The organism is Amphritea atlantica (genome assembly GCA_024397875.1).
In the GTDB taxonomy this organism is placed as follows: domain Bacteria; phylum Pseudomonadota; class Gammaproteobacteria; order Pseudomonadales; family Balneatricaceae; genus Amphritea; species Amphritea atlantica_B.
This window is the reverse complement of record CP073344.1, coordinates 2,308,539-2,329,922: the sequence shown is the minus strand read 5'-3', so window position 1 is coordinate 2,329,922 and position 21,384 is coordinate 2,308,539. Positions and strand designations below refer to the sequence as shown.

The 21,384-nt window shown below is 49.2% G+C and carries 23 protein-coding genes and 10 tRNA genes; 17 read left to right on the top strand and 16 right to left on the bottom strand.

Features of this window, described 5'->3' with window-relative positions:
• Positions 1–67: 67 nt before the first annotated feature.
• The 4 genes from KDX31_10790 to KDX31_10775 all read right to left on the bottom strand — a co-directional run bounded on the left by KDX31_10790 (position 68) and on the right by KDX31_10775 (position 2,544).
• The gene (locus tag KDX31_10790; protein ID UTW01854.1) at positions 68–373 is read right to left on the bottom strand and encodes a hypothetical protein; all 306 of its coding nucleotides are present in this window, start codon (positions 371–373) and stop codon (positions 68–70) included.
• Between the two features lie 192 nt (positions 374–565).
• Complete coding sequence (locus KDX31_10785; protein ID UTW01853.1) at positions 566–874, bottom strand: hypothetical protein; 309 nt, start codon at positions 872–874, stop codon at positions 566–568.
• A gap of 242 nt (positions 875–1,116) precedes the next feature.
• Complete coding sequence (locus KDX31_10780) at positions 1,117–2,184, bottom strand: nucleoid-associated protein (GenBank protein UTW01852.1); 1,068 nt, start codon at positions 2,182–2,184, stop codon at positions 1,117–1,119.
• A 99-nt stretch (positions 2,185–2,283) separates the two neighbouring features.
• Positions 2,284–2,544 carry a YkgJ family cysteine cluster protein gene (locus KDX31_10775; protein ID UTW01851.1) on the bottom strand — a complete coding sequence of 87 codons (261 nt, stop codon included), beginning with the start codon at positions 2,542–2,544 and terminating at the stop codon, positions 2,284–2,286.
• Between the two features lie 79 nt (positions 2,545–2,623).
• Here KDX31_10775 and KDX31_10770 point away from each other — a divergent pair, with 79 nt between their 5' ends.
• Positions 2,624–3,157, top strand: coding sequence for a YaeQ family protein (locus KDX31_10770; GenBank protein UTW01850.1), 534 nt, complete (start codon positions 2,624–2,626; stop codon positions 3,155–3,157).
• Positions 3,158–3,436: 279 nt separating this feature from the next.
• On the opposite strand, the gene KDX31_10765 is transcribed toward KDX31_10770, so the two are convergent.
• The 4 genes from KDX31_10765 to KDX31_10750 form a co-directional block, all read right to left on the bottom strand.
• Positions 3,437–4,264 (bottom strand): ferritin-like domain-containing protein, encoded by an 828-nt coding sequence (locus tag KDX31_10765; GenBank protein UTW05368.1) that lies wholly within the window; start codon positions 4,262–4,264, stop codon positions 3,437–3,439.
• A 683-nt stretch (positions 4,265–4,947) separates the two neighbouring features.
• A complete protein-coding gene (locus KDX31_10760; GenBank protein ID UTW01849.1) occupies positions 4,948–5,919 on the bottom strand; it encodes a hypothetical protein in 972 nt (323 codons plus the stop codon).
• A gap of 77 nt (positions 5,920–5,996) precedes the next feature.
• Positions 5,997–6,485: a thioesterase family protein gene (locus KDX31_10755; protein UTW01848.1), complete on the bottom strand. Its 489-nt coding sequence runs from the start codon at positions 6,483–6,485 to the stop codon at positions 5,997–5,999.
• 12 nt (positions 6,486–6,497) lie between these two features.
• Positions 6,498–6,701 (bottom strand): hypothetical protein, encoded by a 204-nt coding sequence (locus KDX31_10750; protein UTW01847.1) that lies wholly within the window; start codon positions 6,699–6,701, stop codon positions 6,498–6,500.
• Positions 6,702–6,868: 167 nt separating this feature from the next.
• Between KDX31_10750 and KDX31_10745 the strand changes: the two genes are divergently transcribed.
• Positions 6,869–9,124, top strand: coding sequence for a YgiQ family radical SAM protein (locus KDX31_10745; protein UTW01846.1), 2,256 nt, complete (start codon positions 6,869–6,871; stop codon positions 9,122–9,124).
• A 31-nt stretch (positions 9,125–9,155) separates the two neighbouring features.
• On the opposite strand, the gene KDX31_10740 is transcribed toward KDX31_10745, so the two are convergent.
• From KDX31_10740 to htpX, 3 genes are all read right to left on the bottom strand, one after another.
• Positions 9,156–9,350, bottom strand: coding sequence for a hypothetical protein (locus KDX31_10740; protein UTW01845.1), 195 nt, complete (start codon positions 9,348–9,350; stop codon positions 9,156–9,158).
• A gap of 243 nt (positions 9,351–9,593) precedes the next feature.
• Complete coding sequence (locus KDX31_10735) at positions 9,594–9,779, bottom strand: hypothetical protein (protein UTW01844.1); 186 nt, start codon at positions 9,777–9,779, stop codon at positions 9,594–9,596.
• A 341-nt stretch (positions 9,780–10,120) separates the two neighbouring features.
• On the bottom strand, positions 10,121–11,017 hold the full coding sequence (htpX, locus tag KDX31_10730; protein UTW01843.1) for a protease HtpX: 897 nt from the start codon (positions 11,015–11,017) through the stop codon (positions 10,121–10,123).
• A 162-nt stretch (positions 11,018–11,179) separates the two neighbouring features.
• Here htpX and KDX31_10725 point away from each other — a divergent pair, with 162 nt between their 5' ends.
• Together KDX31_10725 and KDX31_10720 are read left to right on the top strand one after the other, a co-directional pair.
• On the top strand, positions 11,180–12,103 hold the full coding sequence (locus KDX31_10725; GenBank protein UTW01842.1) for a class I SAM-dependent methyltransferase: 924 nt from the start codon (positions 11,180–11,182) through the stop codon (positions 12,101–12,103).
• 39 nt (positions 12,104–12,142) lie between these two features.
• The gene (locus tag KDX31_10720; GenBank protein ID UTW01841.1) at positions 12,143–12,619 is read left to right on the top strand and encodes a hypothetical protein; all 477 of its coding nucleotides are present in this window, start codon (positions 12,143–12,145) and stop codon (positions 12,617–12,619) included.
• A gap of 103 nt (positions 12,620–12,722) precedes the next feature.
• Here the strand turns inward: KDX31_10720 and KDX31_10715 are convergent, their stop codons facing one another.
• The 3 genes from KDX31_10715 to KDX31_10705 all read right to left on the bottom strand — a co-directional run bounded on the left by KDX31_10715 (position 12,723) and on the right by KDX31_10705 (position 15,531).
• Positions 12,723–13,547 (bottom strand): HDOD domain-containing protein, encoded by an 825-nt coding sequence (locus tag KDX31_10715; protein ID UTW01840.1) that lies wholly within the window; start codon positions 13,545–13,547, stop codon positions 12,723–12,725.
• Positions 13,548–13,719: 172 nt separating this feature from the next.
• Positions 13,720–14,088: a hypothetical protein gene (locus KDX31_10710; protein UTW01839.1), complete on the bottom strand. Its 369-nt coding sequence runs from the start codon at positions 14,086–14,088 to the stop codon at positions 13,720–13,722.
• Between the two features lie 225 nt (positions 14,089–14,313).
• Positions 14,314–15,531 carry a pyridoxal phosphate-dependent aminotransferase gene (locus tag KDX31_10705; protein ID UTW01838.1) on the bottom strand — a complete coding sequence of 406 codons (1,218 nt, stop codon included), beginning with the start codon at positions 15,529–15,531 and terminating at the stop codon, positions 14,314–14,316.
• A 165-nt stretch (positions 15,532–15,696) separates the two neighbouring features.
• On the opposite strand from KDX31_10705, the gene msrB reads away from it, so the two are divergent.
• Both msrB and KDX31_10695 read left to right on the top strand, forming a co-directional pair.
• The gene (gene msrB, locus KDX31_10700) at positions 15,697–16,107 is read left to right on the top strand and encodes a peptide-methionine (R)-S-oxide reductase MsrB (protein UTW01837.1); all 411 of its coding nucleotides are present in this window, start codon (positions 15,697–15,699) and stop codon (positions 16,105–16,107) included.
• A 3-nt stretch (positions 16,108–16,110) separates the two neighbouring features.
• Positions 16,111–16,779: a DNA-3-methyladenine glycosylase I gene (locus tag KDX31_10695; protein UTW01836.1), complete on the top strand. Its 669-nt coding sequence runs from the start codon at positions 16,111–16,113 to the stop codon at positions 16,777–16,779.
• Between the two features lie 8 nt (positions 16,780–16,787).
• On the opposite strand, the gene KDX31_10690 is transcribed toward KDX31_10695, so the two are convergent.
• Both KDX31_10690 and syd read right to left on the bottom strand, forming a co-directional pair.
• Positions 16,788–17,360: a hypothetical protein gene (locus KDX31_10690; protein ID UTW01835.1), complete on the bottom strand. Its 573-nt coding sequence runs from the start codon at positions 17,358–17,360 to the stop codon at positions 16,788–16,790.
• A gap of 5 nt (positions 17,361–17,365) precedes the next feature.
• A complete protein-coding gene (gene syd, locus KDX31_10685; protein UTW01834.1) occupies positions 17,366–17,950 on the bottom strand; it encodes a SecY-interacting protein in 585 nt (194 codons plus the stop codon).
• 208 nt (positions 17,951–18,158) lie between these two features.
• Between syd and KDX31_10680 the strand changes: the two genes are divergently transcribed.
• From KDX31_10680 to KDX31_10630, 11 genes are all read left to right on the top strand, one after another.
• A tRNA-Val gene (locus KDX31_10680) sits at positions 18,159–18,234 on the top strand.
• Between the two features lie 78 nt (positions 18,235–18,312).
• Positions 18,313–18,389 (top strand) — tRNA-Asp (locus KDX31_10675).
• A 139-nt stretch (positions 18,390–18,528) separates the two neighbouring features.
• Positions 18,529–18,604, top strand: a tRNA-Val gene (locus KDX31_10670).
• A gap of 112 nt (positions 18,605–18,716) precedes the next feature.
• Positions 18,717–18,793: transfer RNA gene (locus tag KDX31_10665), tRNA-Asp, on the top strand.
• A 139-nt stretch (positions 18,794–18,932) separates the two neighbouring features.
• Positions 18,933–19,008, top strand: a tRNA-Val gene (locus KDX31_10660).
• Positions 19,009–19,120: 112 nt separating this feature from the next.
• Positions 19,121–19,197: transfer RNA gene (locus KDX31_10655), tRNA-Asp, on the top strand.
• Positions 19,198–19,336: 139 nt separating this feature from the next.
• Positions 19,337–19,412 (top strand) — tRNA-Val (locus KDX31_10650).
• 112 nt (positions 19,413–19,524) lie between these two features.
• Positions 19,525–19,601: transfer RNA gene (locus KDX31_10645), tRNA-Asp, on the top strand.
• A gap of 139 nt (positions 19,602–19,740) precedes the next feature.
• Positions 19,741–19,816: transfer RNA gene (locus KDX31_10640), tRNA-Val, on the top strand.
• A 112-nt stretch (positions 19,817–19,928) separates the two neighbouring features.
• Positions 19,929–20,005: transfer RNA gene (locus tag KDX31_10635), tRNA-Asp, on the top strand.
• 437 nt (positions 20,006–20,442) lie between these two features.
• Positions 20,443–21,351, top strand: a complete 909-nt coding sequence (locus KDX31_10630) for a sensor domain-containing diguanylate cyclase (protein ID UTW01833.1) — start codon at positions 20,443–20,445, stop codon at positions 21,349–21,351.
• Positions 21,352–21,384 lie beyond the last annotated feature (33 nt).

Sequence of the window (21,384 nt, the reverse complement as noted above, 5' to 3'; positions counted from 1 at the left end):
AGACTACTTTGATAGGGTAAAAAAAAAGCCCTGCATCAGCAGGGCTTTAAAGGGAACTAAGTGATATTTACTTAGTTAATTTAGTGACTTCAGCCATTGCTTCTTCACTTGCTGATTTAGCCAGCTCAGTGAATGCTTCGCCCTGTGCTTTCAGCAGTTCGAACAGGCAAGTGTTAGCTTCAACGTTGAATTTAACAACGTCTTCAGGGGTTTTCAGTTCTTTCGCTTTTTCAGCTTCAGTCTTGAAGAAAGCCGCCAGGTCTTCACCCGCTTTTTTCTGCAGCTCAACAGACTTAGTGATAGTCGCAGCCTGCATCTCCATCAGAGATTTTACTGATTCGAAAGACTTGCTGAAATCGATTGTGTTGGTCATGGTAGTTCTCCAGTAATTTATGTTGCAGTGCAACAATGAAGTCTATTGTAGGGATCTGGGTGGGGAAGTCAAATCTTTTTTTGTGCAGTGCACAAGAGATCTGTTGGGCTGTGGTTGTGTGACCTGATTTGCCTGGCTATAAAAAAACCCGGTCGTTTTCACAACCGGGTTTTTCATAATCAGATCAGCTATTTAGCTAGCCAGTTTCTTGATTTCAGCCATCGTCTCTTCGCCTGACTCTTTAGCCAGAGAGGTGAAGGCTTCGCCCTGTGCTTTCAGTAGTTCGTACAGCGCTTTATTAGACTCAACGTTGAACTTTACAAACTCTTCAGGAGTCTTCAGATCTTTCGCTTTCTCGGCTTCGGTTTTGAAGAAAGCAGCCAGTTCTTCAGCAGACTTCTTCTGCAGTTCAACGGTTTTAGTGATTGTAGATGTTTGCAGGCCCATCAGAGCCTGAGCAGATTCGAAAGGCTTTTTGAAATCAAAAGTAGAGTTGATCATAGTAGTCTCCGTTAGGTTATGATGCAGTGCACAATAAAAACTATTCTAGTTAAAAAAATAACATGGTCAAGCGTTTTGTGCGATGCACAAAGCTATTTATTGATTGCAGATTAGCAGCATAAGATGACTGTTCTGTGACGAATGGAAAACAGCAGAGTGAAAGTTTTTCGCCCTGCTGTTTCTGTTGCTGACAGAGGTGACGGCAGGGCATGCTTTATGCAAAAGAATGCATTGCTGGAAGATTAGTCGCTCAGGTCGAGTGCCTGTTTAAGCTGCTCTATGACCTTGGTTGAAAGTCGGTTTATGCGTATAGAGTTCGTTTGCGGATCAAACTCAATCTCACTGTTACTGTTCGGATGGCCAAGAGAGCGGCGGGAAAAATCCAGCTGCCAGTTGTCCATTTTTGCTTTCACCTGAGTGTAAGCATTTATGGTGCTGGTATGGGGCTGAAATTCCTGACTCACCTGATAATTTTCGGAGTTGGCAAATTTACTGAAGCTGCCGGTCGCCTGTTCTGCCTGTTCGGGTGGTATATGGCTGTCAAAGATCTTTTCAACATCGGGTAGATAGGCGGACTGCTTATCATCTCTCTGACGGGAAAGGTAGCTGACCACGTCTTCAACAATCTCTTCCTGTTTCTCCTGCAGCTGATAGTGACGGCAGAAATCTTCGCTTGCCTTGATCAGGTCAGACGTTGATTTTTTGGCAGGGACGACATCGGTGCAGCCCAGGGCGTTGGAAAAGTAGTGGGTAATATCCCCTTTACGCCGGGTGCCGATAAAGCTCAGATAGCTGTCGCTACCCTCTTTATAGGTGGTGATATTGATTTTGGCTGCCTGATGCAGTTTTTCCAGGTCCACTTCGATCACTTTTGTGGGGGTGAGCTCCTGATCAAAAGCAACGCCGGTTTTATCGCCGACCAGGCCGACCAGCAGATAATCGAAGACATCAGATGAGTAGTAGATAAAGATTACATAGCCACCGGTGGCGGCCCGGGCAGAGGGTTGCTGAAGGGAGGCCGCCAGTTGGGCCAGAGCCTGGTCGCATAGGGTCAGAAAAGTTGTTTCGTCCGGGGTGTTATCGATAAACTTCTTGAATCCGGAGATAAACGGATAGCCCTCGCTGTTCTCATCATTAAAGGAACCGTGGGTCAGTGCAGCACGACGTCCATAAGCGGACACCAGGGCATTAAACAGTTGCTGTGCCATTGGATCTGTAATATCGATAGCGCCCCCCTTTTCACTGATGGTTGCAACGCTGTCGTCAGCTTCTTTTATCAGTTCACGGATAGCTAAAAATTTAAGATCCATTGAGGCAGTTTCCGATGTTTTTAATGTACTGGTAAACGTGAGAGTTTATTAGATGGTTACTTACAGAGGTTGGCTAGTGTAGCGTATTGACTGGCGTGGTCAAATGTCAGGCGCTGTTTCGCTTTCCATTCGGGTCAGAGTGATGAGTGCCTGATGTCTGTTTGCACCGCAATGCTCTTCATCCGCCTGAAATGCGCGACACAAGGATGGATAGTCAGCATGATTCCAGATCGTGCAGTTGAACGATTCATCCAGATTAACACAGGCAACACCCGCAGGCTTTCCGTTCGGCATATTGGGGATGGGGGTGCTTATCTGAGGAGCGATACAGCAGGCTCCACAGCCGTTACGACACTTCATATAGCGATATTATCCTGTGAGTAAACCGCTATAATAGCGCATCAGAGCAGATAATTGCCCCAATAAAAGGTTTAATCTTATGGCGCTTAAGCCAACCATCTATAAAGTTGAACTGCAGTTAAGCGATACTGATCGCCACTGCTATGAAACCTGTAACCTGACCCTGGCTCAGCACCCCTCCGAAACACTTCAGCGGATGATGGTGCGTCTGCTTGTATATGGCATAAATTACCACCAGGATCTGAGCTTTACCCGGGGGTTGTCCAGCACCGACGAGCCGGAGCTTTGGCAGGTTGGCCCTGATGGAATGGTGGAGCACTGGATTGAGCTGGGGCAGGTATCGCCTGAGCGGTTGCGTAAAGCGGTCAGTCGGGCGCCTAAGATTTCGCTGTATGCCTACGGCAGAGAGGTTGATATCTGGTGGGATAAACAGGGCAGGACAATTGCTGAGCTGCCCAAGGTGAAAGCCTGGCGCTTTCACGATAGTGATGTCACTCAGCTGGATGCGTTTGTCAGCCGTACCATGCAGCTTTCACTGACCATTAGCGATGGTGAGCTGTTTCTGAGTGATAACAGCAATCATCTGAGCTTAAGGGTCAATGCTTTAGACTAAGTCTGTGATTTTATAGTGTGCTGAAAAAGACAAGAAGGGGGGGATGAGGATCCGAGCCCGCCTTCTAAGGGTAAGGCTCTGCTGGAGAGAACCTGGTGTCGGTCAGAGAAGGGCCCGGATAAGACTCAGTTTATATTGCTTTCCCGGAGATTCAATTTTTTCAGATAAACTAAATTTGAGAAATTGCCCAAATTGGGTAGCGCAATTATCTATACATCCCCGCTTTAAACTGTGATCTTCAGACTATATTTCGATCAGGCACTGATTTTGACGAAGGTATCAGCACCTGCTTTCCATAGCCTCAATCATCTGCATTTCCTGTTGAGAAAACCCAGCTTTTAATCTTATTTCATGGTTAAAAGGGCCTTTAAGTGGGCCTTTCATATACTTCCAAAGCAGATCTATAAAGGTTTTATCCGGATCCAGTTGCCGTTGCTGGCACTGGTAGTGATACCAGCGGGTTCCTGAACTGACATGTCCGATCTCCTCATTGGCGATCATTGTGAGTATATCGACCATTTTCTTATCACCCAGCTGATCAAACCGCTGGATCGTTTTTGGCACTACATCCAGCGCCCTGGCTTCAAACACCCGGTGTACGATCCCCATTCTTTCCAGCATGTCATCTGCGGTGTCGACCGCCATACTCCAGAGCTCGCCATGGGCTTTAAAGCTGCCATAGTCATACCCCATCTCCCGCAGTCGTCCGCGCAGTGCAATAAAGTGGTTAGCCTCTTCGCCGGCGCACTGCATCCAGTCGGCATAAAACTCCTCAGGCATGCCCCGGTAACGGTAGACCGAATCCAACGCCAGATTAACGGCGGTGAGTTCGATATGGGCAAGCGCATGGATCAAGGCCGCACGACCTTCCTCTTTACCAAACTTGCGCTTATTTACTTCAGAAGGCGCGACGATTTCTGGCTTATCAGGCTGACCAGGCTGGTTCAGCAATTCCGGTTCGTCACCCTCCAGCCATTCCAGCTCACCCGCATTCCAGCGGCTCACGGTCTGTTGGGTCAGTTCGATCTTCAGATCAGGATCTGCTGTCAGGAACGCTTGTTTTGTGTGTGCGTATAGGTTTTGCACTTGGATTACCGCCCGGCTGATAAAAACGAGTGCAATTGTACCTTCTGTCGGCTTTGCAGTGGAGAGCAAACCGCTAATTCATGACCTGAGTCGTCACGCCTACCAGTTGCCATATGAACGCTGGTGGTGAAATCTTCGACCTTCATGTTGTCGATGATGGCGCTTGATGATTCTCCGTTGCGGTGCGCGACGCTCTGAGTGATACCTGTGACCCGGTTGAACATAGTGTCTGTGGTATCGGTCAGAGTAAATTCTGGTCGGATAGGATCTGAAATAAGCACCAGAATGGTATCCTTCAGAGCGGTGATGTTTTGACCTGTGATGTCTCGAGTGACCGTAATAATGATTAGTATAGATATAACCACTGAGATAACGGTCACTGATAGTGAGTCGTAGTCCCCCTGTCTCGATAGAGATTCCGCCATGGATGCGGATATTGCTATCGGCATGACTGCTGAGGGGCAGGGCAAGCAGAGACAAGGACAATATAAGAGCCGGTAATTTATTTAAGCTACACATAATTTAACCTCTTTCTATGGTTAAATTTTAGTGCATGAAAGCGGTACCTAAGCTGAATAGCCGGGCTGTTTTAGCGGATGATTTTTCAGCATAAATATCGGCTTGATTAAGCTTTTATTCATCTGTAAGGCTTCCCAGATACCCGGGCAGGTATCTGAAAGAGTCATCTACTGGGTCGTGCGCTTTTAAATTTCAGGCACAAAGCGGGCAGGCCAGCTGCCGCGAAATGCTGCAAAAATAAGCCGTCTCAGTTTGTACCAGTAGGTCCCAAACAGGACAATAAATATGCCAAAGCCAATGAAGATCATTAAGGGCAAATTGCTGCTGTCGAGTATATTGCTGCTAACAACTTTAAATATTGCGTAGATCGCATATGAAAGGCTGGATACCAGCATCGCCCGGCGGTCAACGAAGAGTGCGGTCAGCAGAAATAGTATGAAAAATAGTAATAGTGCAATTTCACGGCTGCTGCCTGCGTCCAGTACGCCGGCATTACTGAATAACAGCGTGGTCATCATGCCGTGGACCATCAGCGGAGATGCCAACAGATGCAGCCAGAATCCGCAATCACTGGCGCGTCGCTGCCGTTTACGGTCCCGTGCATCAAAACTCATTGCCACCAGAAAGACGGTTAATCCAAGGGCACTGAACACTAACTGATGTTTCAAGATATCCACCCCGATGCTGCTGATTACCGCCGCTACCAGTCCTGCGGCGACAGGCAGCAGGCTAAAGGGCATGCGGTAACGCAGGTAAAACAGGAGTGAACAACCGCTGAGTGTCAGAAACTGCAGGGTTGCTGTTTCAAACTGGGAGATGTCCAGCGCTTTGCTGAGGAAATAGAGCGTCGATATCAGGATAGCGATACCCGGGAGTGCCAGTCTGCGAACACGTACCAGCCATTCAGCTGCGCCAAGAAACAGGACTGCGGGCAGCAGCCACTGCAACTGACTCAGATCCATTGCGGCAACAGAAAAGGCGACAAACAGAACGCCTAAGGTGATAAATATATCGCCAAAGTTGCGGACAAATCGAAGTTGCTCTTCGCCAGCCGGCTCGTCGCTATCTTCCGTAGCACTGAAGACGATCAGTTCCTGAAGTTGTTGATGGGAGATGATACCGCGCTGAGCCGCTCTCTCCAGGGTCTCTCTGTCCACTGTGCCTCCATACGTAAATGGCAATAGCTTAGCGCTATTTTGTCGCCGGGGTAAGGGGAGGGTGGTGTGACAAAGGCTTAGCGGCGGCGTATCCCGATTTTACGACCAATATTCGCCGGTTGTGTCAGTTCTGCCTGCAGCTCAGCCATTGCGTTAATCTGTTCAGCCACCGCGGGAGGAAACTCACAATTACTGCGGCTGTTAAGGTCAACGCACATCGCCATCTGCTCCAGAGTGGAAGCAAGGTATTCAACGCCGCTTTCGGTATGAGCGTACATCTCAAAGTAGAGGTGCAGACGTTTGCTGTCATGGTCGATCAGCTGGCAGCGTATTTCAACAGGCTGATCGAGAACCACTTCGTTATTATAGGTAATGTGGTTTTCCAGCACCATCCAGGAGATCCCGGTTTCTGCAGTGACCGCTTCGCTTAACCCCAGCTGAGTTACCAGCTCGACGCCTGCCTGATCGAAAATCAGAACATAATAGGCAACATTCATATGATTGTTGTAATCAAGCCACTCAGGTTTGATTCGGGTACGGTAGATAACCGGGGCCTTTGTATTCATGAGTACAGATTCCTATTCGTTATGTTCTGTTGCAGCGGCGTGTTCTGCAGCCTTGCGGATCGCTTTCTGCTCTGCGTTCCAGATGTTCAGCTCTTCATAATAAGTGTCCCAGACACAGGGGGAACATCCACTTTCACAGCACTCATAGTCGGCGGGTGGCGTGGGTTTTTCCCAGGTCGTAACGGTTACGGGTTGTGTGGGGTTTTCCTGGCTCATAACAGTTTATGGTTTTCTGGTCGCTTTTGTTTAATCCTGACTATTTTACTATGTTTATCGTTCTGCGCCCATCCAACATAGGTTGGATGTGACTTTTTCACTATATGTCAGCGGTGCTTTCTGCGACAATAAGCCCCCCCGAAATAAGTTGTCTCGCTGATATCCCCATGAAAAAAACCGCTCCTGATCTGTTTTCTTATCCCCGTTACTGGGCTGAATGCTTTGGTGTCGCGCCCTTTTTGCCGACTACCCGCAAGGAGATGGACCTGCTTGGCTGGGACAGCTGCGATATCATCATTGTTACCGGTGATGCATACGTTGATCACCCCAGCTTCGGAATGGCGGTAATGGGGCGGCTCCTTGAGGCGCAGGGATTCCGTGTAGGCATTATTGCTCAGCCGGACTGGCGCAGCGCAGATGACTTTATGGCGCTGGGTAAGCCTAATCTCTATTTTGGTGTCACCGCCGGTAATATGGACTCGATGATCAACCGTTATACGGCGGATCTGCGTCTGCGTCATGATGATGCCTATACGGCAGGCGGGAAGGGCGGAAAACGGCCGGACCGGGCGGTAATTGTGTATAGCCAGCGTTGTAAAGAGGCCTGGAGTGATGTGCCGGTTGTACTGGGTGGGATTGAGGCCAGTCTGCGACGTATCGCTCAATATGATTATTGGAGCAACAAGGTCCGTCGTTCGGTGCTGCTGGATGCGACCGCTGATATCCTGCTGTACGGTAATGCAGAACGGGCTATTGTTGAGTTAAGTCATGGTTTTGCTGCCGGTAAGAGTGTTGATGATCTCTGGAACCTGAGGGGGACAGTGCACATTCGCCAGCAACCGCCGGCAGGATTTGTCGAGCTGGATTCAACCCGCATAGACTGGCCCGGGAATATCGATAAACTGCCAAACCCCTATGACTTTGGTAACGACCAGAACGGCGTGGATAAGCTGATAGATCCAACGACTAAACGTTGTGGTGCTGATCGTTCGGCAGCCGTTACCGATGCGCAGGCAGAGGAGGATGTTACCCCGATTCGCATTATTCCAATGCCGCTCAAACGCAAAGAAAAACTGAACCCTGAGACTACCTATATTCGGTTGCCATCGTTTGATAAAGTCGCGAAAGACTCTGCACTGTACGCTCACGCGTCACGGGTCTTGCATCAGGAATCCAACCCTCACAATGCCCGTGCACTGATACAGAAGCACGGCAACCGAGAGATCTGGGTTAATCCGCCGCCGATTCCACTGGAAACAGAGGAGATGGATGGCGTATTCGGGTTACCCTATCAGCGGATTCCGCACCCATGCTATGGAAAAGAGAAGATCCCTGCATACGATATGATCCGTTTCTCGATCAATATCATGCGCGGTTGTTTTGGTGGTTGTACCTTCTGTTCTATTACCGAGCATGAGGGGCGAATTATTCAGAGCCGTTCCCATGAGTCAATTCTGAACGAGATGGCTGAGATACGGGACAAGGTACCTGGTTTTACCGGATCTATATCCGACCTGGGTGGCCCCACCTCCAATATGTATTTCCTCAACTGCAATGATGATGAGATACAGTCCAATTGCAGAAAGCTTTCCTGTGTCTACCCGACTATCTGTAAAAATCTGGATACTGATCATAGCCGCACGACGCAGTTGTATCGTAAAGCCCGGAAGATGGAAGGGATCCACAATATCGCGATCGCTTCCGGTCTGCGCTATGACCTGGCAGTAAAAGACCCTGAGTATGTGCGCGAGCTGGTGACCTATCATGTCGGAGGCTATCTGAAAATCGCACCGGAGCATAGCGAGCAGAATACCCTGAGTAAGATGATGAAGCCGGGTATGGACACCTATTATGACTTTAAAAAGATGTTTGACCGGTTCTCGCAGGACGCGGGTAAAAAGCAGTATCTGATTCCCTATTTTATCGCAGCTCATCCGGGGTGCGAAGATGAGGATATGCTCAGTTTGTCACTGTGGCTGAAACAGAATGAGGTCAAGGTCGATCAGGTACAGAATTTTTATCCGTCGCCAATGTCGCTGGCGACAGCAATGTACCATTCAGAGAAAAACCCGCTTAAGCAGGTCACCTATAAGAGTGAGACATTATACATCCCCCGGGATAAGGATCAGCGCAAGGCACATAAAACCCTGCTGCGCTATCATGATCCTGAAAACTGGCCGGCGCTGCGTAGCAAGCTGAAGGCGATGGGACGTGAAGATCTGATTGGCAGTCGTCCTGGACAGCTGGTTGCAGCGGAAGAGGAGCCTAAGCGCCGGGATAGTGGCAGAGGGAAGGCCGCACACGTCGAGCGTTCACAGGCAGCTGCAAGGCCGCCAGTGAGGGGTAAAAAAAGCGCTGCTTCACGCCCCGTTAAAAAACGTAAAGGCGCGGGTCAAAGCAGCGTTAAGAAACAGCAGCGCTGATCACTGCTGCAGGGCTGGGTGAAGCTTAAACTCAGAAAAATTCGTAAGATTCAGTGAGGCGACGCTTCAGCGAGCGTTCTTCCATATAATCTTCAATCATCTGACGTTTACGGTTTTTACGCCCGGCTTTTTTTTGCCGTTCAGGCTCGGGGCTTTTGAAAAAGTCGTTGTCCATCTCATCAAGGGCTTCTGTTGACAGGTCGTCCAGACGAATCTTGCTGCTCATAGATACTTACCAGGGTTGCGTTTTTTGTGATGAGTAAATAAAACCCTTTGTGGATGACGGTAGGGTGACGTATCTATGAAGCTTTCGTGGCAGAAATGTTGCTGCGGAACCGGTGCGGGAGTTGATGTGACTTTTATGACTGGCGTTATGGCGAAAGTGAGTCGGCAGAATCGGATACAAACGTTGATATGAGCACGTATATCCGCAAGTTTAGAGAAACAAAAAGGGCAGCGGATGCTGCCCTTAATCGTCGTAAAACTCGCGAAGTTCCCGCTCCAGTCTGCGCTGCTCCATTAATAGCTCTATGCGCTTTCTTTTTTCCGCATCACAGCAAAATTTTTTCTCTTTTGCATCAATCTCTATCTCATCATCTTCCCAGTCATCTGCCAGATCGAGAAGTTCAGTGTCTTTTTTTTCTTTTTCTGTCATGGCTCCGCTCTTCACATGCAAATTGGCCATAGATATCTCTTATCAAAATTAGCCAATATTAAGGAATTACATGATCAAACCCGCCTGCCCTGCAGGTTCGCGTCTATCCAGATTATGGGACAAGATACGCAGGCGTAAAATGAATTTTTCTACGCTAAATGATTTTTTGTATGAATATTTTGAAAGTACAAAAAATGGCGAAAAATGTAAAAAATGCTAAAGGAAAGTTTGCTCTGGCTGGCTCGCGGACTGCCTGAGGTTACCGGAAAGAGGTGGGGGCAGATGTTACTGATGCAGTATAAAAAAACGCCCCGTCAGGGGCGTCTGTCAGGGACGTTTAATCACTTAGAGTGATGACCGTTTTGCAGCGCTGCAATCCGGTCATCCAGGGGCGGATGCGTTGCCAGTAAAGCCATCAGGCCGCCTTTGATATGGCTGCTGATACCAAACGCGGTGAGTGTTTCCGGCATTTGGTCAGGTACGTTGTATTCAGCTTTAAGGCGTTGCAGGGCTCCGATCATCGCGTGGGGGCTTGCCAGTCGAGCGCCCATTTCATCCGCCCGGAATTCTCTTCGACGGCTGAACCAGGCAACGATTGTTGAGGCGAGGATGCCCAGCACTATTTCAGCCACAATCGTGGTGATGAAATAGCCAATACCGTGACCCTGTTCGTTCTTCAGAATTGCCCGGTCAACGAAGTGGCCGATAATGCGGGCAAAGAACATTACAAAGGTGTTTACGACACCCTGAATCAGCGTCAGGGTGACCATATCACCATTGGCAACATGACCTATTTCATGCGCCAGAACGGCCCGGATCTCCTCCCGGCGAAAGCGTTGCAGCAATCCCAGGCTAACGGCAACAAGGGCGTCGTTTTTATTCCAGCCAGTGGCAAAGGCATTGGCTTGCTGGGCCGGAAATACTCCGACTTCAGGCATACCGATACCCGCCTGATCGGCCAGTTCTTTAACCGTATCCAGCAGCCATTGTTCATCCGCTGTACGAGCCTGGCTTATGATTTCGGTTCCGGTACCCTTTTTAGCCATAAACTTAGATAAAAACAGCGATACAAAGGAGCCGGCAAAACCAAAAACGGCACAGAAAACCAGCAGGTTTCCCAGATCCAGGTTTACACCATTTGCCTGTAGTATTGATCCCACACCGAACAGGCTGAGTGTGATACTGGCGAGTGCAATGACCGCAATGTTGGTTAACAGGAAAAGACCGATTCGCATCATGATTGAGTTAGCTCTTTGTAATGAAGTTGATGTTATAGATATAGGCAAACACAATGAGTTTCAAGCGCTGTGGTGATCAGGGAGATAAAAAACTGGCTCCGTGCCCGGTGGGTCTCTATAATCGCGACTTTTTATATAAAGAAGTACCTGAGCGGGTCTCATATGCAGGTTGTTTTTGATTCTATCTCCACACAGCTTGGTTTATCCTCGGGCGAGGTCAGACGGTTGTTTCATGGTCGTGGTCGATGTTATCCAGGCTATGAGCAGCTTATTATCGATCTGCTGCCCCCGGTAGCCATTATCCGGCTGTTCAGCGAACACCCGGCCGAACTGGTTGAGTCGCTGAATCACTATTTTCTGCAACTCGACAGCCCGTTTAAGCCCGATGCGCTGATAGTGCAGCACCGTTACCGGCGGGAAAACAGTATTGAAGTGCTTTGGAACAATGGTTGCGAAGATCTTAAACAGGCATTGTCAGTGACTGAGCTGGGCCTGAAATATAGTGTCCAGCCTTTAAAAAATCAGAACAGTGGTCTGTTTCTGGATATGCGCGAAGGGCGACGCTGGGTTAAACATAACAGTCAGGGGAAAAGGGTACTGAATCTGTTTTCCTATACCTGTGGTTTCTCTGTCGCGGCCATGGCGGGTGGTGCTGACAGCGTGGTAAACCTGGATATGAGTCGTGGCGCGCTCACGACCGGTCGGCAAAATCACCGGCTCAATCAGCAGTCGCTGGAGCGGGTTAAATTTTTAGGTCATGACCTGTTCCGCTCCTGGGGTAAGCTGAAGCGTGAAGGTCCGTATGATCTGGTGATCATTGATCCGCCTAGTTTTCAGCGAGGCAGTTTCGTTGCCACCGATGATTATCGCAAGGTGCTTAAGCGTCTGCCCGACCTGACCGCAGAAAGAGGAGAGGTGCTGCTATGCCTTAATTACCCTCAACTGGGTAGTGACTTCCTCATGCAGCTGGTTGAGGATTGTTGTCCTGAATTTATCTTTTGTGAACGCATTGCTAACCCGGTTGATTTTCCGGACCAGGATCCCGAGCAGGCGTTGAAAGTTCTGTTATTCAAAAGGGCTGACTGAACAGTCTGCAAGTAAAGTGTGTAGTTAAACAGGAATGTTATGAATTTGATCTGCCTGGATTTGGAAGCGAGTGGGCTGGGACCACACTCCTATCCAATTGAAGTTGCCTGGAAAAGTACCGCCGATGAGAGTGATACTTTTTTGATAAACCCCGATACAGTGCCAGGCTGGACTTTCTGGGATGATTTTGCCGAGGAGCTTCACAGTCTGTGTCGCACTGAGCTGCGTCAGAAGGGCGTGAGTGCTGAATCTGCCTGCAACCGGTTGAATGAAGCGTTGCAGGGGTGTGAGGTTCTCAGTGATGCCTGGGAGTTTGATTCTTTTTGGCTTAAGCGTTTGTTTACGGCCGCGGGTCAGAAGATGGCGTTTCGCTTAGTCGGATTGCGAGAGCTTCTTAGCCCTGAGGAGATGATTCAGTATCAATTCATCACTAAAGCGCAGTTGCGCCGCCATCGGGCGATGAGTGATGTCGATCATATATTGCAGGCTGTTCACAGTGTCCGCTTTGACGAATGAATGTTACGTTTATGCGTCGCTCGGTTGATTAAAAAAGGCAGCTTTTACAGCTGCCTTTTTTAATGGCTCAGCTAGTCATCCGTGATGTTTCAGGTAACCCGATTTATAGAAGTCCCTCAAGGCCTGATTGCAGTTGCATTGCTTCCCCGGCGGTCGATGCGATATTGGCTGGCAGTCCTGCAAGTTCTGCATCTGCAGCAGGAAACATGGCGATAGCATCCGTGATGGGCTGGTTTTTTTTGATGCAGGCATTTATATAGCAGGCGATATTGACTATTGCACTCAGTGGATCCGGGTTCTGCGCATCGAAAGGCTGCTTATGATAACGTACGGCTTCTCCGAGACTGGCCGGGAACTGCCAGTATCGTAATAACGCCTGACCGGCTTCTGCTGTGGTGAATCCGAGCCTTATCATCTCTGCCTCGGAGCGGTCGCAGTCCGTTTCATCAACCAGCGTCTGTATCGCTTCAGCCAGTTTTGGCTTTGTAAGGTGAAGCAGTAGCCGGCCAATGTTGTGAATCAGGCCGACAGTGAAAGCGGTATCGGGATCTGCACAGTTGCTTTTATCGGCAAACCATTTAGCGAGTGTGGCAACCTGGAATGAATCTGTCCAGAACTGCTTAAGATCGAGTCCCTCAACCTCTTTAACTGAACCGGCAAAACCTGAGGCGATGACCATCGTTTTAAGTTGCACCATACCCAGCATAATGATGGCTTCATTGATTGACGATATTTTTCGGCTCAGGCCAAAATGGGCAGAATTGACCAGTCGCAGAATTTTCAGTGAGAGGGTTTGGTCGTGAATAACTTTGTCAGCGATAACGGCGTAATCAGCTTTGGGATTATTGAGTTGCTGAATCAGTTCGCGTACAACATCGGGAACGTTTGGAAGTTTATGGGTTTGTTGTAATAGTTCGCTGACTTCCATTGGCTCATCCTTATAAGTTCAGGCTGGCAGGCTGTCCCTGAGGAGGGTATCGCGTGTGCGCCGATCTTTTCAGAATCAGATGAAAGCGACTGTTTTGCAACAATAATGAATCCCAGTCTGGGAGGTTGCCGATCCGGCAGCGCTCACTTTGCTGCCGGATGGTTCGTAGGGATCAGAGGTTGAGTACGTGCTTTTCGATATGGGCACGTAGCTCTTCGTATTGCCCCATCTCTTCGGGTTTAAAGTAGAACTTGTAGAAGTTACGCTCAATAATACTGCCTTTTGAATCGCCGATTTTTTCTTTAGTGCTGGAGTAGTTGTACGCCATTTGCAGATGGATAACGCGGGTGTGCGGCGGCACGGTTATCTGATGATTTTCAAGATCGAAACGGGTTTTGGTCTCTTTGATGGTGTAGAAAGAGATCTCAGCTGCATGACCCAGATTGATCAGAAAGTTGCTGGTGACGGGCATGATATGGTTTTTTTCCATGCCGTTGTGTTCCATGTAGATGCCACAATTTTTCTTGATCTTAATAAACATACGGATTCCGCGAGTGTGAGTTGATTGTTAAGGGCGGTGCGAAAAATTCATTCGTGCCTCTGTCCGATGGTAGCCGCACAGAATTAATTGAACTTAATATTTTCCTGATACCGGAAAGCTGCAACGCCGCCAGATTATATGTCTGTTTTATAACAGAAATATGACTAAGTATAGAGCTTGTTTCAGAAATAAAAAAAGCGATCAGATGATCGCTTTTTAAAAGTGCTATTCCTGTGAGTAATTTTTCAGGAATGCTGCAATGCGATCAATGGCTTCACAGAGCTCATCTTCCCTTGGCAGAAAAACCAGTCGGAAGTGCTGAGTGTCAGGTACGTTGAAGCCGCTGCCCTGGACTATCAGCACCTTTTGTTGCTGCAACAGATCCAGTGCCATCTTCTCATCGTTTTTGATTGGATAGACTTCCGGATCCAGTCTGGCAAACAGATAGAGTGCTCCCTGAGGTTTAACGCAGGATACTCCCGGGATTTCATTTAGCTTCCGCCAGGCCAGCTCGCACTGATCATGAAGGCGTCCACCGGGCACTGTCAGCTCATTGATACTCTGGTAGCCCCCCAGCGCTGTCTGGATTGCATGTTGTGCCGGCACGTTAGCACACAGGCGCATGCTGGCCAGCATCTCCAGACCTTCAATATAATCACGGGCATGATGTTTGGGACCGGTCATAACCATCCAGCCAGAACGGAAACCAGCCGCTCTGTATGTCTTGGACAGGCCGTTAAAAGTGATGCACAGGATATCATCACTCAGCGAAGCCAGAGGAATATGTCTGGCACCGTTGTAGGTGATTTTATCGTAGATCTCATCAGCAAAAACGATCAGACCAAACTCTTCTGCCAGGCTGATAATCTGACGCAGAACCGCTTCCGGATAGACGGCGCCGGTTGGGTTGTTGGGATTGATAACGACGATTCCCTTGGTGCGCTCAGTAATCTTACTGCGGATATCATCTACGTCCGGTGCCCAGCCTTTCTGTTCGTCGCAGAGGTAATGAACCGGGTTGCCGCCAGCGAGGCTTGCTGCTGCGGTCCACAGAGGGTAGTCGGGGGCCGGAATCAACAGTTCATCATTATCATTCAACAGGCCCTGAGTCGCCATGACGATCAGTTCGCTGACGCCGTTACCCAGATAGATATCTTCAATAGCAACGTTGCGGATACCATTCTTCTGGCACTCTTGCATCACCGCTTTGCGGGCGGAAAACAGCCCTTTAGAGTCACAATAGCCCTGCGCTGAGGGCAGGTTATATATAACGTCCTGAACTATCTCTTCCGGTGCATCAAAACCAAAAGGGGCGGGATTGCCAATGTTCAGTTTTATAATGCGTTGCCCCTCTTCCTCAAGACGTTTCGCTTCCTGAAGGACGGGACCACGGATGTCATAGCAGACGTTGATCAGTTTGTTCGATTTTCTGATAACGGACATGGATTAATCCTGTAGTGGTGTCCTGTAATATTCTATTATCGGTAAGAGGCATAAAATTATGCGTGATAACAGCTTGCCGAAGGCTCGGAATAATACGCTGTTTCACGGATATTGCACAGTAACAGATTGATCTTTTCGTTTTACCTATCTGTATTGGAGTTTGTTATGGCAGGTGATGATTTTAAAGTAAAAAAAACTGAATCGGAGTGGCGCGAGCAGCTGACTCCAGAGCAATACTATGTCTGTCGGCAGAAGGGTACTGAGGGGCCAGGAACGGGTCAGTATGATCAGTTTTTCAGAGACGGAAAGTATCATTGTATTGCCTGTGGCGAAGAGTTGTTCAGCAGTGATAGCAAGTTTGATGCGGGATGTGGCTGGCCGAGTTTTGATGCCCCTGCGGTGGCTGAGAATATAACCGAAAACCGGGATGCCTCCCACGGCATGATCCGCACCGAAGTGGTGTGCAGTAATTGTGGTGCACATCTGGGGCATCTATTCCCGGACGGGCCAACCGAAACAGGTATGCGTTACTGTATCAACTCAGTCTCTATCGATTTTCACTCAGAGGAGAGCTGACCCGTGAAATCGTTTAAATGGATCTATGAGCATGTGGCGGCCCATAAAGCGGGACAGGATGTCGAGGCCTTGCTGCCACAGGTAAAGTCAGCGGAAGCACTCAAGGCGACGGGGGATGATCGGTTACTGTCCCAGCTCTGTCTGCGGGTATTCCGTGCAGGGATCAAGCATTCGGTGGTCGATGCAAAGTGGCCGGCGTTTGAGCAGGCTTTCTATGGCTTTGATCCTGATAAGATTATTCTGATGAGCGATGATCAACTGGAGAATCTGATGCAGAATGATCAGATTATCCGTCACTGGGGTAAGATTAAATCGGTCCGCGCAAATGCGATGATGGTGACCGAACTGGCGGCACAGCATGGCAGTTTTGCTAATTTTATTGCGGACTGGCCGGTGACCGATATTACCGGGCTTTGGGCTCTGCTGAAAAAACAGGGGCAGCAACTGGGCGGTAAGTCAGGTGCTTACTTTTTGCGCCAGGTTGGTAAGGATACATTTATTCTCACCGATGACGTGGTGGCGGCGCTTAAGGCGCAGGATGTTATTGATAAGGCGCCTACGGCGCAGCGGGATCTGCGAAAGGTGCAGGACTGTTTTAATCAGTGGCAGGAGGAGTCGGGCCGGCCGATGGCACACATCAGCCGGCTGTTGTCTTACACGGTGGGTTGGTAACTCCGCGGTTACCTGGCGAGGAAATTGATCAGCTTGGCGTCATTAAAAGCCCGGCTGATTGTCAGCAGCAGGATCTCATTGACCATCTTCTGATTGTCCTCCAGAGAGGGGGTGGCTAGATGCTGATACTCTTTCTGGGTACTGTAGTTGCCGCTGAGAAACTTACTGTTTTTCTCTGCGGTCACTTTAATTGTGGCATTCAGGATGACTGATTGCAGCGCGCTCTGTGTGGCGCTGTATTCCAGATTTGACAGTTCAACCGTTAGTCTGGTGTTGGCTGATGGTGCCGGAATCGCTCCCAGCTTTATCACTGCGGCTCTGGTGCCCTGTATCAGTGCTTCAGTGGCGGGCAGGGGAAGGCTGACCTCTGCCCGGTCGCTGAAACGACTGATACGGTAACCAATAATATCGGAGCTGCGCATATCTTTGCTGTGCACCTCTATCTGAAGGTTCGCTGGCAGAGCGGACTGCGATGTAATCGTCGGATTCAGTGGTTCAACTGATATCTGATGTGGCTTAAACGTACTGCATCCTGACAGCAGGAAGATGCTGGTGAATACCGAAATTATGGCTTTGCGCATGTTTGTTACTCCATGTCGGGGATCGGTTTGGGGGTTAGTTTCCCCAGAAAGGCTTCCAGTGAATCTGCTAGCTTCATTATCGGTTTTTTGCCTGGTTGTTCCAGCCATACCTCTCCGGTCTGGTTGTCGATTGATAAAAATTTCTCGCCATCGGGTTCGGTGCAGGCAAAAAACAGGGTAGCAGGTTGTTTTTGCTTCTGCTTAGTCAGCAAGTGGCCTATCAGGTTCCCACGCAGACGTTCACAATCTTTTTCGCTCCACAGAAAAAGCAGGCTCAGATCGCCCCAGTCAGAGGTTGCCGGAAGTGGATCAGACCAGTAACGGCTGTACCAGGTGCGAAGATCCTGGTGGATGCTGTATCCCAATGCTGCTTCCAGGCGATCTAACATATCATGGCAGGAATTGTTGTCCGGTGACTGCAGGACTGGCTTCCAGGGTATTTGATGGCCAGATTCAGAGGGCTGCTGGAGACATTCTGAGGGCCACTCCGGGTCGTGAATGGTTAAGGGCAGTCGGCCTGTCTGACTGAGTTGCAGGCTAAGCGCTTGTTCAATAAATAGATCAATTTTTTCAATCAGGGTCTGGCGCATCTTTGTCTGGTCCGCTACCGCAGTGGTTGGTCTGTTGAGCCGTAAGGCCATGGAGTTGTTGAGTTTACCAGAGTAAATGAGGGTTGGTGTAAAACATCAATGCATCTGACCCTTGGCTGGCAGGGGCGGGCATGCATGATGATGAAAATATTTTAAGATAAACGTTTGACATGCCAAACAAAATCCTTACAATTCGGCTCTCGATTTGGGGCGTGTAGCTCAGTTGGGAGAGCGTCGCCCTTACAAGGCGAATGTCGGGAGTTCGAGCCTCTCCACGCCCACCAGATCGAATACGAAACGTAAGTTTCATTGGCCGGTAGCCCGTCTGTCGCTGTAAGGTAGATGTGGTGGTCGTGCAATGCGGAGTGGTAGTTCAGTTGGTTAGAATACCTGCCTGTCACGCAGGGGGTCGCGGGTTCGAGTCCCGTCCATTCCGCCACTATTTGAAGATGAAAGGTTAGAATCCCTGCCAGTCATTTTCCATAGTAACGGCTCGCGGTGAAGTTCGCCCGATCTGCTACTGTATGTTTCTTTCTTTTCGAAGTGCTGAAAAGATCGTAAAAAGCCAAATGCTTAGTGGGCGTGTAGCTCAGTTGGGAGAGCGTCGCCCTTACAAGGCGAATGTCGGGAGTTCGAGCCTCTCCACGCCCACCACTAAGCTGAAGCGAAAGCTTCAACCACTGTAAAGTGGTGTTTCAAATGGTTCGATTGCCGGTCTGTCACATGTGTGGGGATGGTGGTCGCGGGTTCGAGTCCCGTACAATGCGGAGTGGTAGTTCAGTTGGTTAGAATACCTGCCTGTCACGCAGGGGGTCGCGGGTTCGAGTCCCGTCCATTCCGCCACTATTTGAAGATGAAAGGTTAGAATTCCTGCCAGTCATTTTCCGTAGTAACGGTTCGCGGTGAAGTCCGCCCGATCTGCTGCTATATGTTTCTTTCTTTTCGAAGTGCTGAAGAGATCGTAATAAGCCAAATGCTTAGTGGGCGTGTAGCTCAGTTGGGAGAGCGTCGCCCTTACAAGGCGAATGTCGGGAGTTCGAGCCTCTCCACGCCCACCACTAAGCTGAAGCGAAAGCTTCAACCACTGTAAAGTGGTGTTTCAAATGGTTCGATTGCCGGTCTGTCACATGTGTGGGGATGGTGGTCGCGGGTTCGAGTCCCGTACAATGCGGAGTGGTAGTTCAGTTGGTTAGAATACCTGCCTGTCACGCAGGGGGTCGCGGGTTCGAGTCCCGTCCATTCCGCCACTATTTGAAGATGAAAGGTTAGAATTCCTGCCAGTCATTTTCCGTAGTAACGGTTCGCGGTGAAGTCCGCCCGATCTGCTGCTATATGTTTCTTTCTTTTCGAAGTGCTGAAGAGATCGTAATAAGCCAAATGCTTAGTGGGCGTGTAGCTCAGTTGGGAGAGCGTCGCCCTTACAAGGCGAATGTCGGGAGTTCGAGCCTCTCCACGCCCACCACTAAGCTGAAGCGAAAGCTTCAACCACTGTAAAGTGGTGTTTCAAATGGTTCGATTGCCGGTCTGTCACATGTGTGGGGATGGTGGTCGCGGGTTCGAGTCCCGTACAATGCGGAGTGGTAGTTCAGTTGGTTAGAATACCTGCCTGTCACGCAGGGGGTCGCGGGTTCGAGTCCCGTCCATTCCGCCACTATTTGAAGATGAAAGGTTAGAATTCCTGCCAGTCATTTTCCATAGTAACGGTTCGCGGTGAAGTCCGCCCGATCTGCTGCTATATGTTTCTTTCTTTTCGAAGTGCTGAAGAGATCGTAATAAGCCAAATGCTTAGTGGGCGTGTAGCTCAGTTGGGAGAGCGTCGCCCTTACAAGGCGAATGTCGGGAGTTCAAGCCTCTCCACGCCCACCACTAAGCTGAAGCGAAAGCTTCAACCACTGTAAAGTGGTGTTTCAAATGGTTCGATTGCCGGTCTGTCACATGTGTGGGGATGGTGGTCGCGGGTTCGAGTCCCGTACAATGCGGAGTGGTAGTTCAGTTGGTTAGAATACCTGCCTGTCACGCAGGGGGTCGCGGGTTCGAGTCCCGTCCATTCCGCCACTTTTTTTAAAAAGATGAAAGGTTGGATCGTCTTTATTTCATCTTTCATAGTCACGGTTCGTGGTGCAATTCACTCTGATCCGTGAATTATCCCTTTCAATGATAACTGCCTGTCAGATATCGTTGCTACGGCTGTCGAATCCCGGCTCTGGGGTCTTTTAATTCTGCGCCTTTCCTTTGAAGTATGCTTGTGGGTCAGTTGGCATTGTTCCAGGGCTTGGCTTCTGGTTTTCTAGTTTGTTGCTTTTGCCCAGAAAATCTCGGTTCTTCTTTTTCTCAGTATACGTCGATCTTTCTGCCATTTTGAGTAATCAGTGCAGGCGCTTATTGGCTTAACGTGATATAAATGCCAGTTATTTTTTCCTCTGCCTGATTTGTTCATTACAAAAACAGCCGTTCGGTTGAGGTTTATCATAGTGGCTGCAGGCCTGAATCAGATGCATGTTAATATTAATCAGGCGGAATTGGTTTCAATTTGTCCTGATCCGGTTATCGCAATCAACCGTCGCGGAGTTATCTCTGTGTTTAATCCTTCAGCTGAAAACTTGCTGAGGTATTCGGCTGATCAGGTAATTGGGAAAATGAGTATACGTCAGATCTATCCCAGTGATGCTGAGGCAAGGAAAATCATGCGGCTGATGATGGATGAGTCGTTTTATGGTGTCGGGCGCATAGAGGGATATGAAACCTATGTGCTTAATAGTGATCGGGACAGAGTTCCTATCCGTCTTTCGGCGGCTGTGCTGATGAAGCAGGGGGAGTATCGTGGAAGTGTGGGTTTTTTTCATGATATGACGCGCCAGAAAGCGCTGGAAACCACCTTATTAAAGCAGTCAATTACCGATGATCTGAGTGGTTTGTATAATCAGCGTCACTTCTATGTTCAGGTTTCCAGTGAGATGATGCGTGTCAAGCGCTATGGTGGAGAGCTGAGTCTGGTGTGCATTGATCTCGATGGTTTTAAGCAGGTTAATGATAAGCTTGGGCATCTTGAAGGCGATCAGATTGTGCGTCTGATTGGCCGTGTACTCCGGGATGGGTTAAGGGAGTCGGATCAGGCGTTCCGGTATGGGGGGGATGAATTTATGTTGTTGCTGCCGAACACCTCACGGGACGATGCCTGTCAGTTGGCTGATCGGGTGCGACAGTTGTTTAATCTGGAGTGTAGCTATTCGCCGGCTTCGTTTCATCATGATGCGGTTACTGTTTCAATGAGTCTGGGGGTTGCATCCTGTTCGGGAGCGGAACCGGTTGATTTTTTCGTTCAGAAGGCTGATATGGCGATGTATAGCGCGAAACAAGCAGGTGGTGACTGTGTAAGGCAGTTTGCGGCCAGCCAGAATTAAGCTTAATTATTTGCTTCTGGGTTTACATCTCCT

What these genes read in the sequence shown, in the direction of transcription:
- KDX31_10705 (UTW01838.1), bottom strand. Translation starts at nt 15,531, where the DNA reads ATGTCCGTTATCAGAAAATCGAACAAACTGATCAACGTCTGCTATGAC.
- htpX (UTW01843.1), bottom strand. Translation starts at nt 11,017, where the DNA reads ATGATGCGAATCGGTCTTTTCCTGTTAACCAACATTGCGGTCATTGCA.
- KDX31_10740 (UTW01845.1), bottom strand. Translation starts at nt 9,350, where the DNA reads ATGAGCAGCAAGATTCGTCTGGACGACCTGTCAACAGAAGCCCTTGAT.
- KDX31_10755 (UTW01848.1), bottom strand. Translation starts at nt 6,485, where the DNA reads ATGAATACAAAGGCCCCGGTTATCTACCGTACCCGAATCAAACCTGAG.
- KDX31_10690 (UTW01835.1), bottom strand. Translation starts at nt 17,360, where the DNA reads ATGCGCAAAGCCATAATTTCGGTATTCACCAGCATCTTCCTGCTGTCA.
- KDX31_10630 (UTW01833.1), top strand. Translation starts at nt 20,443, where the DNA reads ATGCATGTTAATATTAATCAGGCGGAATTGGTTTCAATTTGTCCTGAT.
- KDX31_10780 (UTW01852.1), bottom strand. Translation starts at nt 2,184, where the DNA reads ATGGATCTTAAATTTTTAGCTATCCGTGAACTGATAAAAGAAGCTGAC.
- KDX31_10745 (UTW01846.1), top strand. Translation starts at nt 6,869, where the DNA reads ATGAAAAAAACCGCTCCTGATCTGTTTTCTTATCCCCGTTACTGGGCT.
- KDX31_10790 (UTW01854.1), bottom strand. Translation starts at nt 373, where the DNA reads ATGACCAACACAATCGATTTCAGCAAGTCTTTCGAATCAGTAAAATCT.
- msrB (UTW01837.1), top strand. Translation starts at nt 15,697, where the DNA reads ATGGCAGGTGATGATTTTAAAGTAAAAAAAACTGAATCGGAGTGGCGC.
- KDX31_10750 (UTW01847.1), bottom strand. Translation starts at nt 6,701, where the DNA reads ATGAGCCAGGAAAACCCCACACAACCCGTAACCGTTACGACCTGGGAA.
- KDX31_10715 (UTW01840.1), bottom strand. Translation starts at nt 13,547, where the DNA reads ATGGAAGTCAGCGAACTATTACAACAAACCCATAAACTTCCAAACGTT.
- syd (UTW01834.1), bottom strand. Translation starts at nt 17,950, where the DNA reads ATGCGCCAGACCCTGATTGAAAAAATTGATCTATTTATTGAACAAGCG.
- KDX31_10735 (UTW01844.1), bottom strand. Translation starts at nt 9,779, where the DNA reads ATGACAGAAAAAGAAAAAAAAGACACTGAACTTCTCGATCTGGCAGAT.
- KDX31_10710 (UTW01839.1), bottom strand. Translation starts at nt 14,088, where the DNA reads ATGTTTATTAAGATCAAGAAAAATTGTGGCATCTACATGGAACACAAC.
- KDX31_10785 (UTW01853.1), bottom strand. Translation starts at nt 874, where the DNA reads ATGATCAACTCTACTTTTGATTTCAAAAAGCCTTTCGAATCTGCTCAG.
- KDX31_10725 (UTW01842.1), top strand. Translation starts at nt 11,180, where the DNA reads ATGCAGGTTGTTTTTGATTCTATCTCCACACAGCTTGGTTTATCCTCG.
- KDX31_10720 (UTW01841.1), top strand. Translation starts at nt 12,143, where the DNA reads ATGAATTTGATCTGCCTGGATTTGGAAGCGAGTGGGCTGGGACCACAC.
- KDX31_10770 (UTW01850.1), top strand. Translation starts at nt 2,624, where the DNA reads ATGGCGCTTAAGCCAACCATCTATAAAGTTGAACTGCAGTTAAGCGAT.
- KDX31_10775 (UTW01851.1), bottom strand. Translation starts at nt 2,544, where the DNA reads ATGAAGTGTCGTAACGGCTGTGGAGCCTGCTGTATCGCTCCTCAGATA.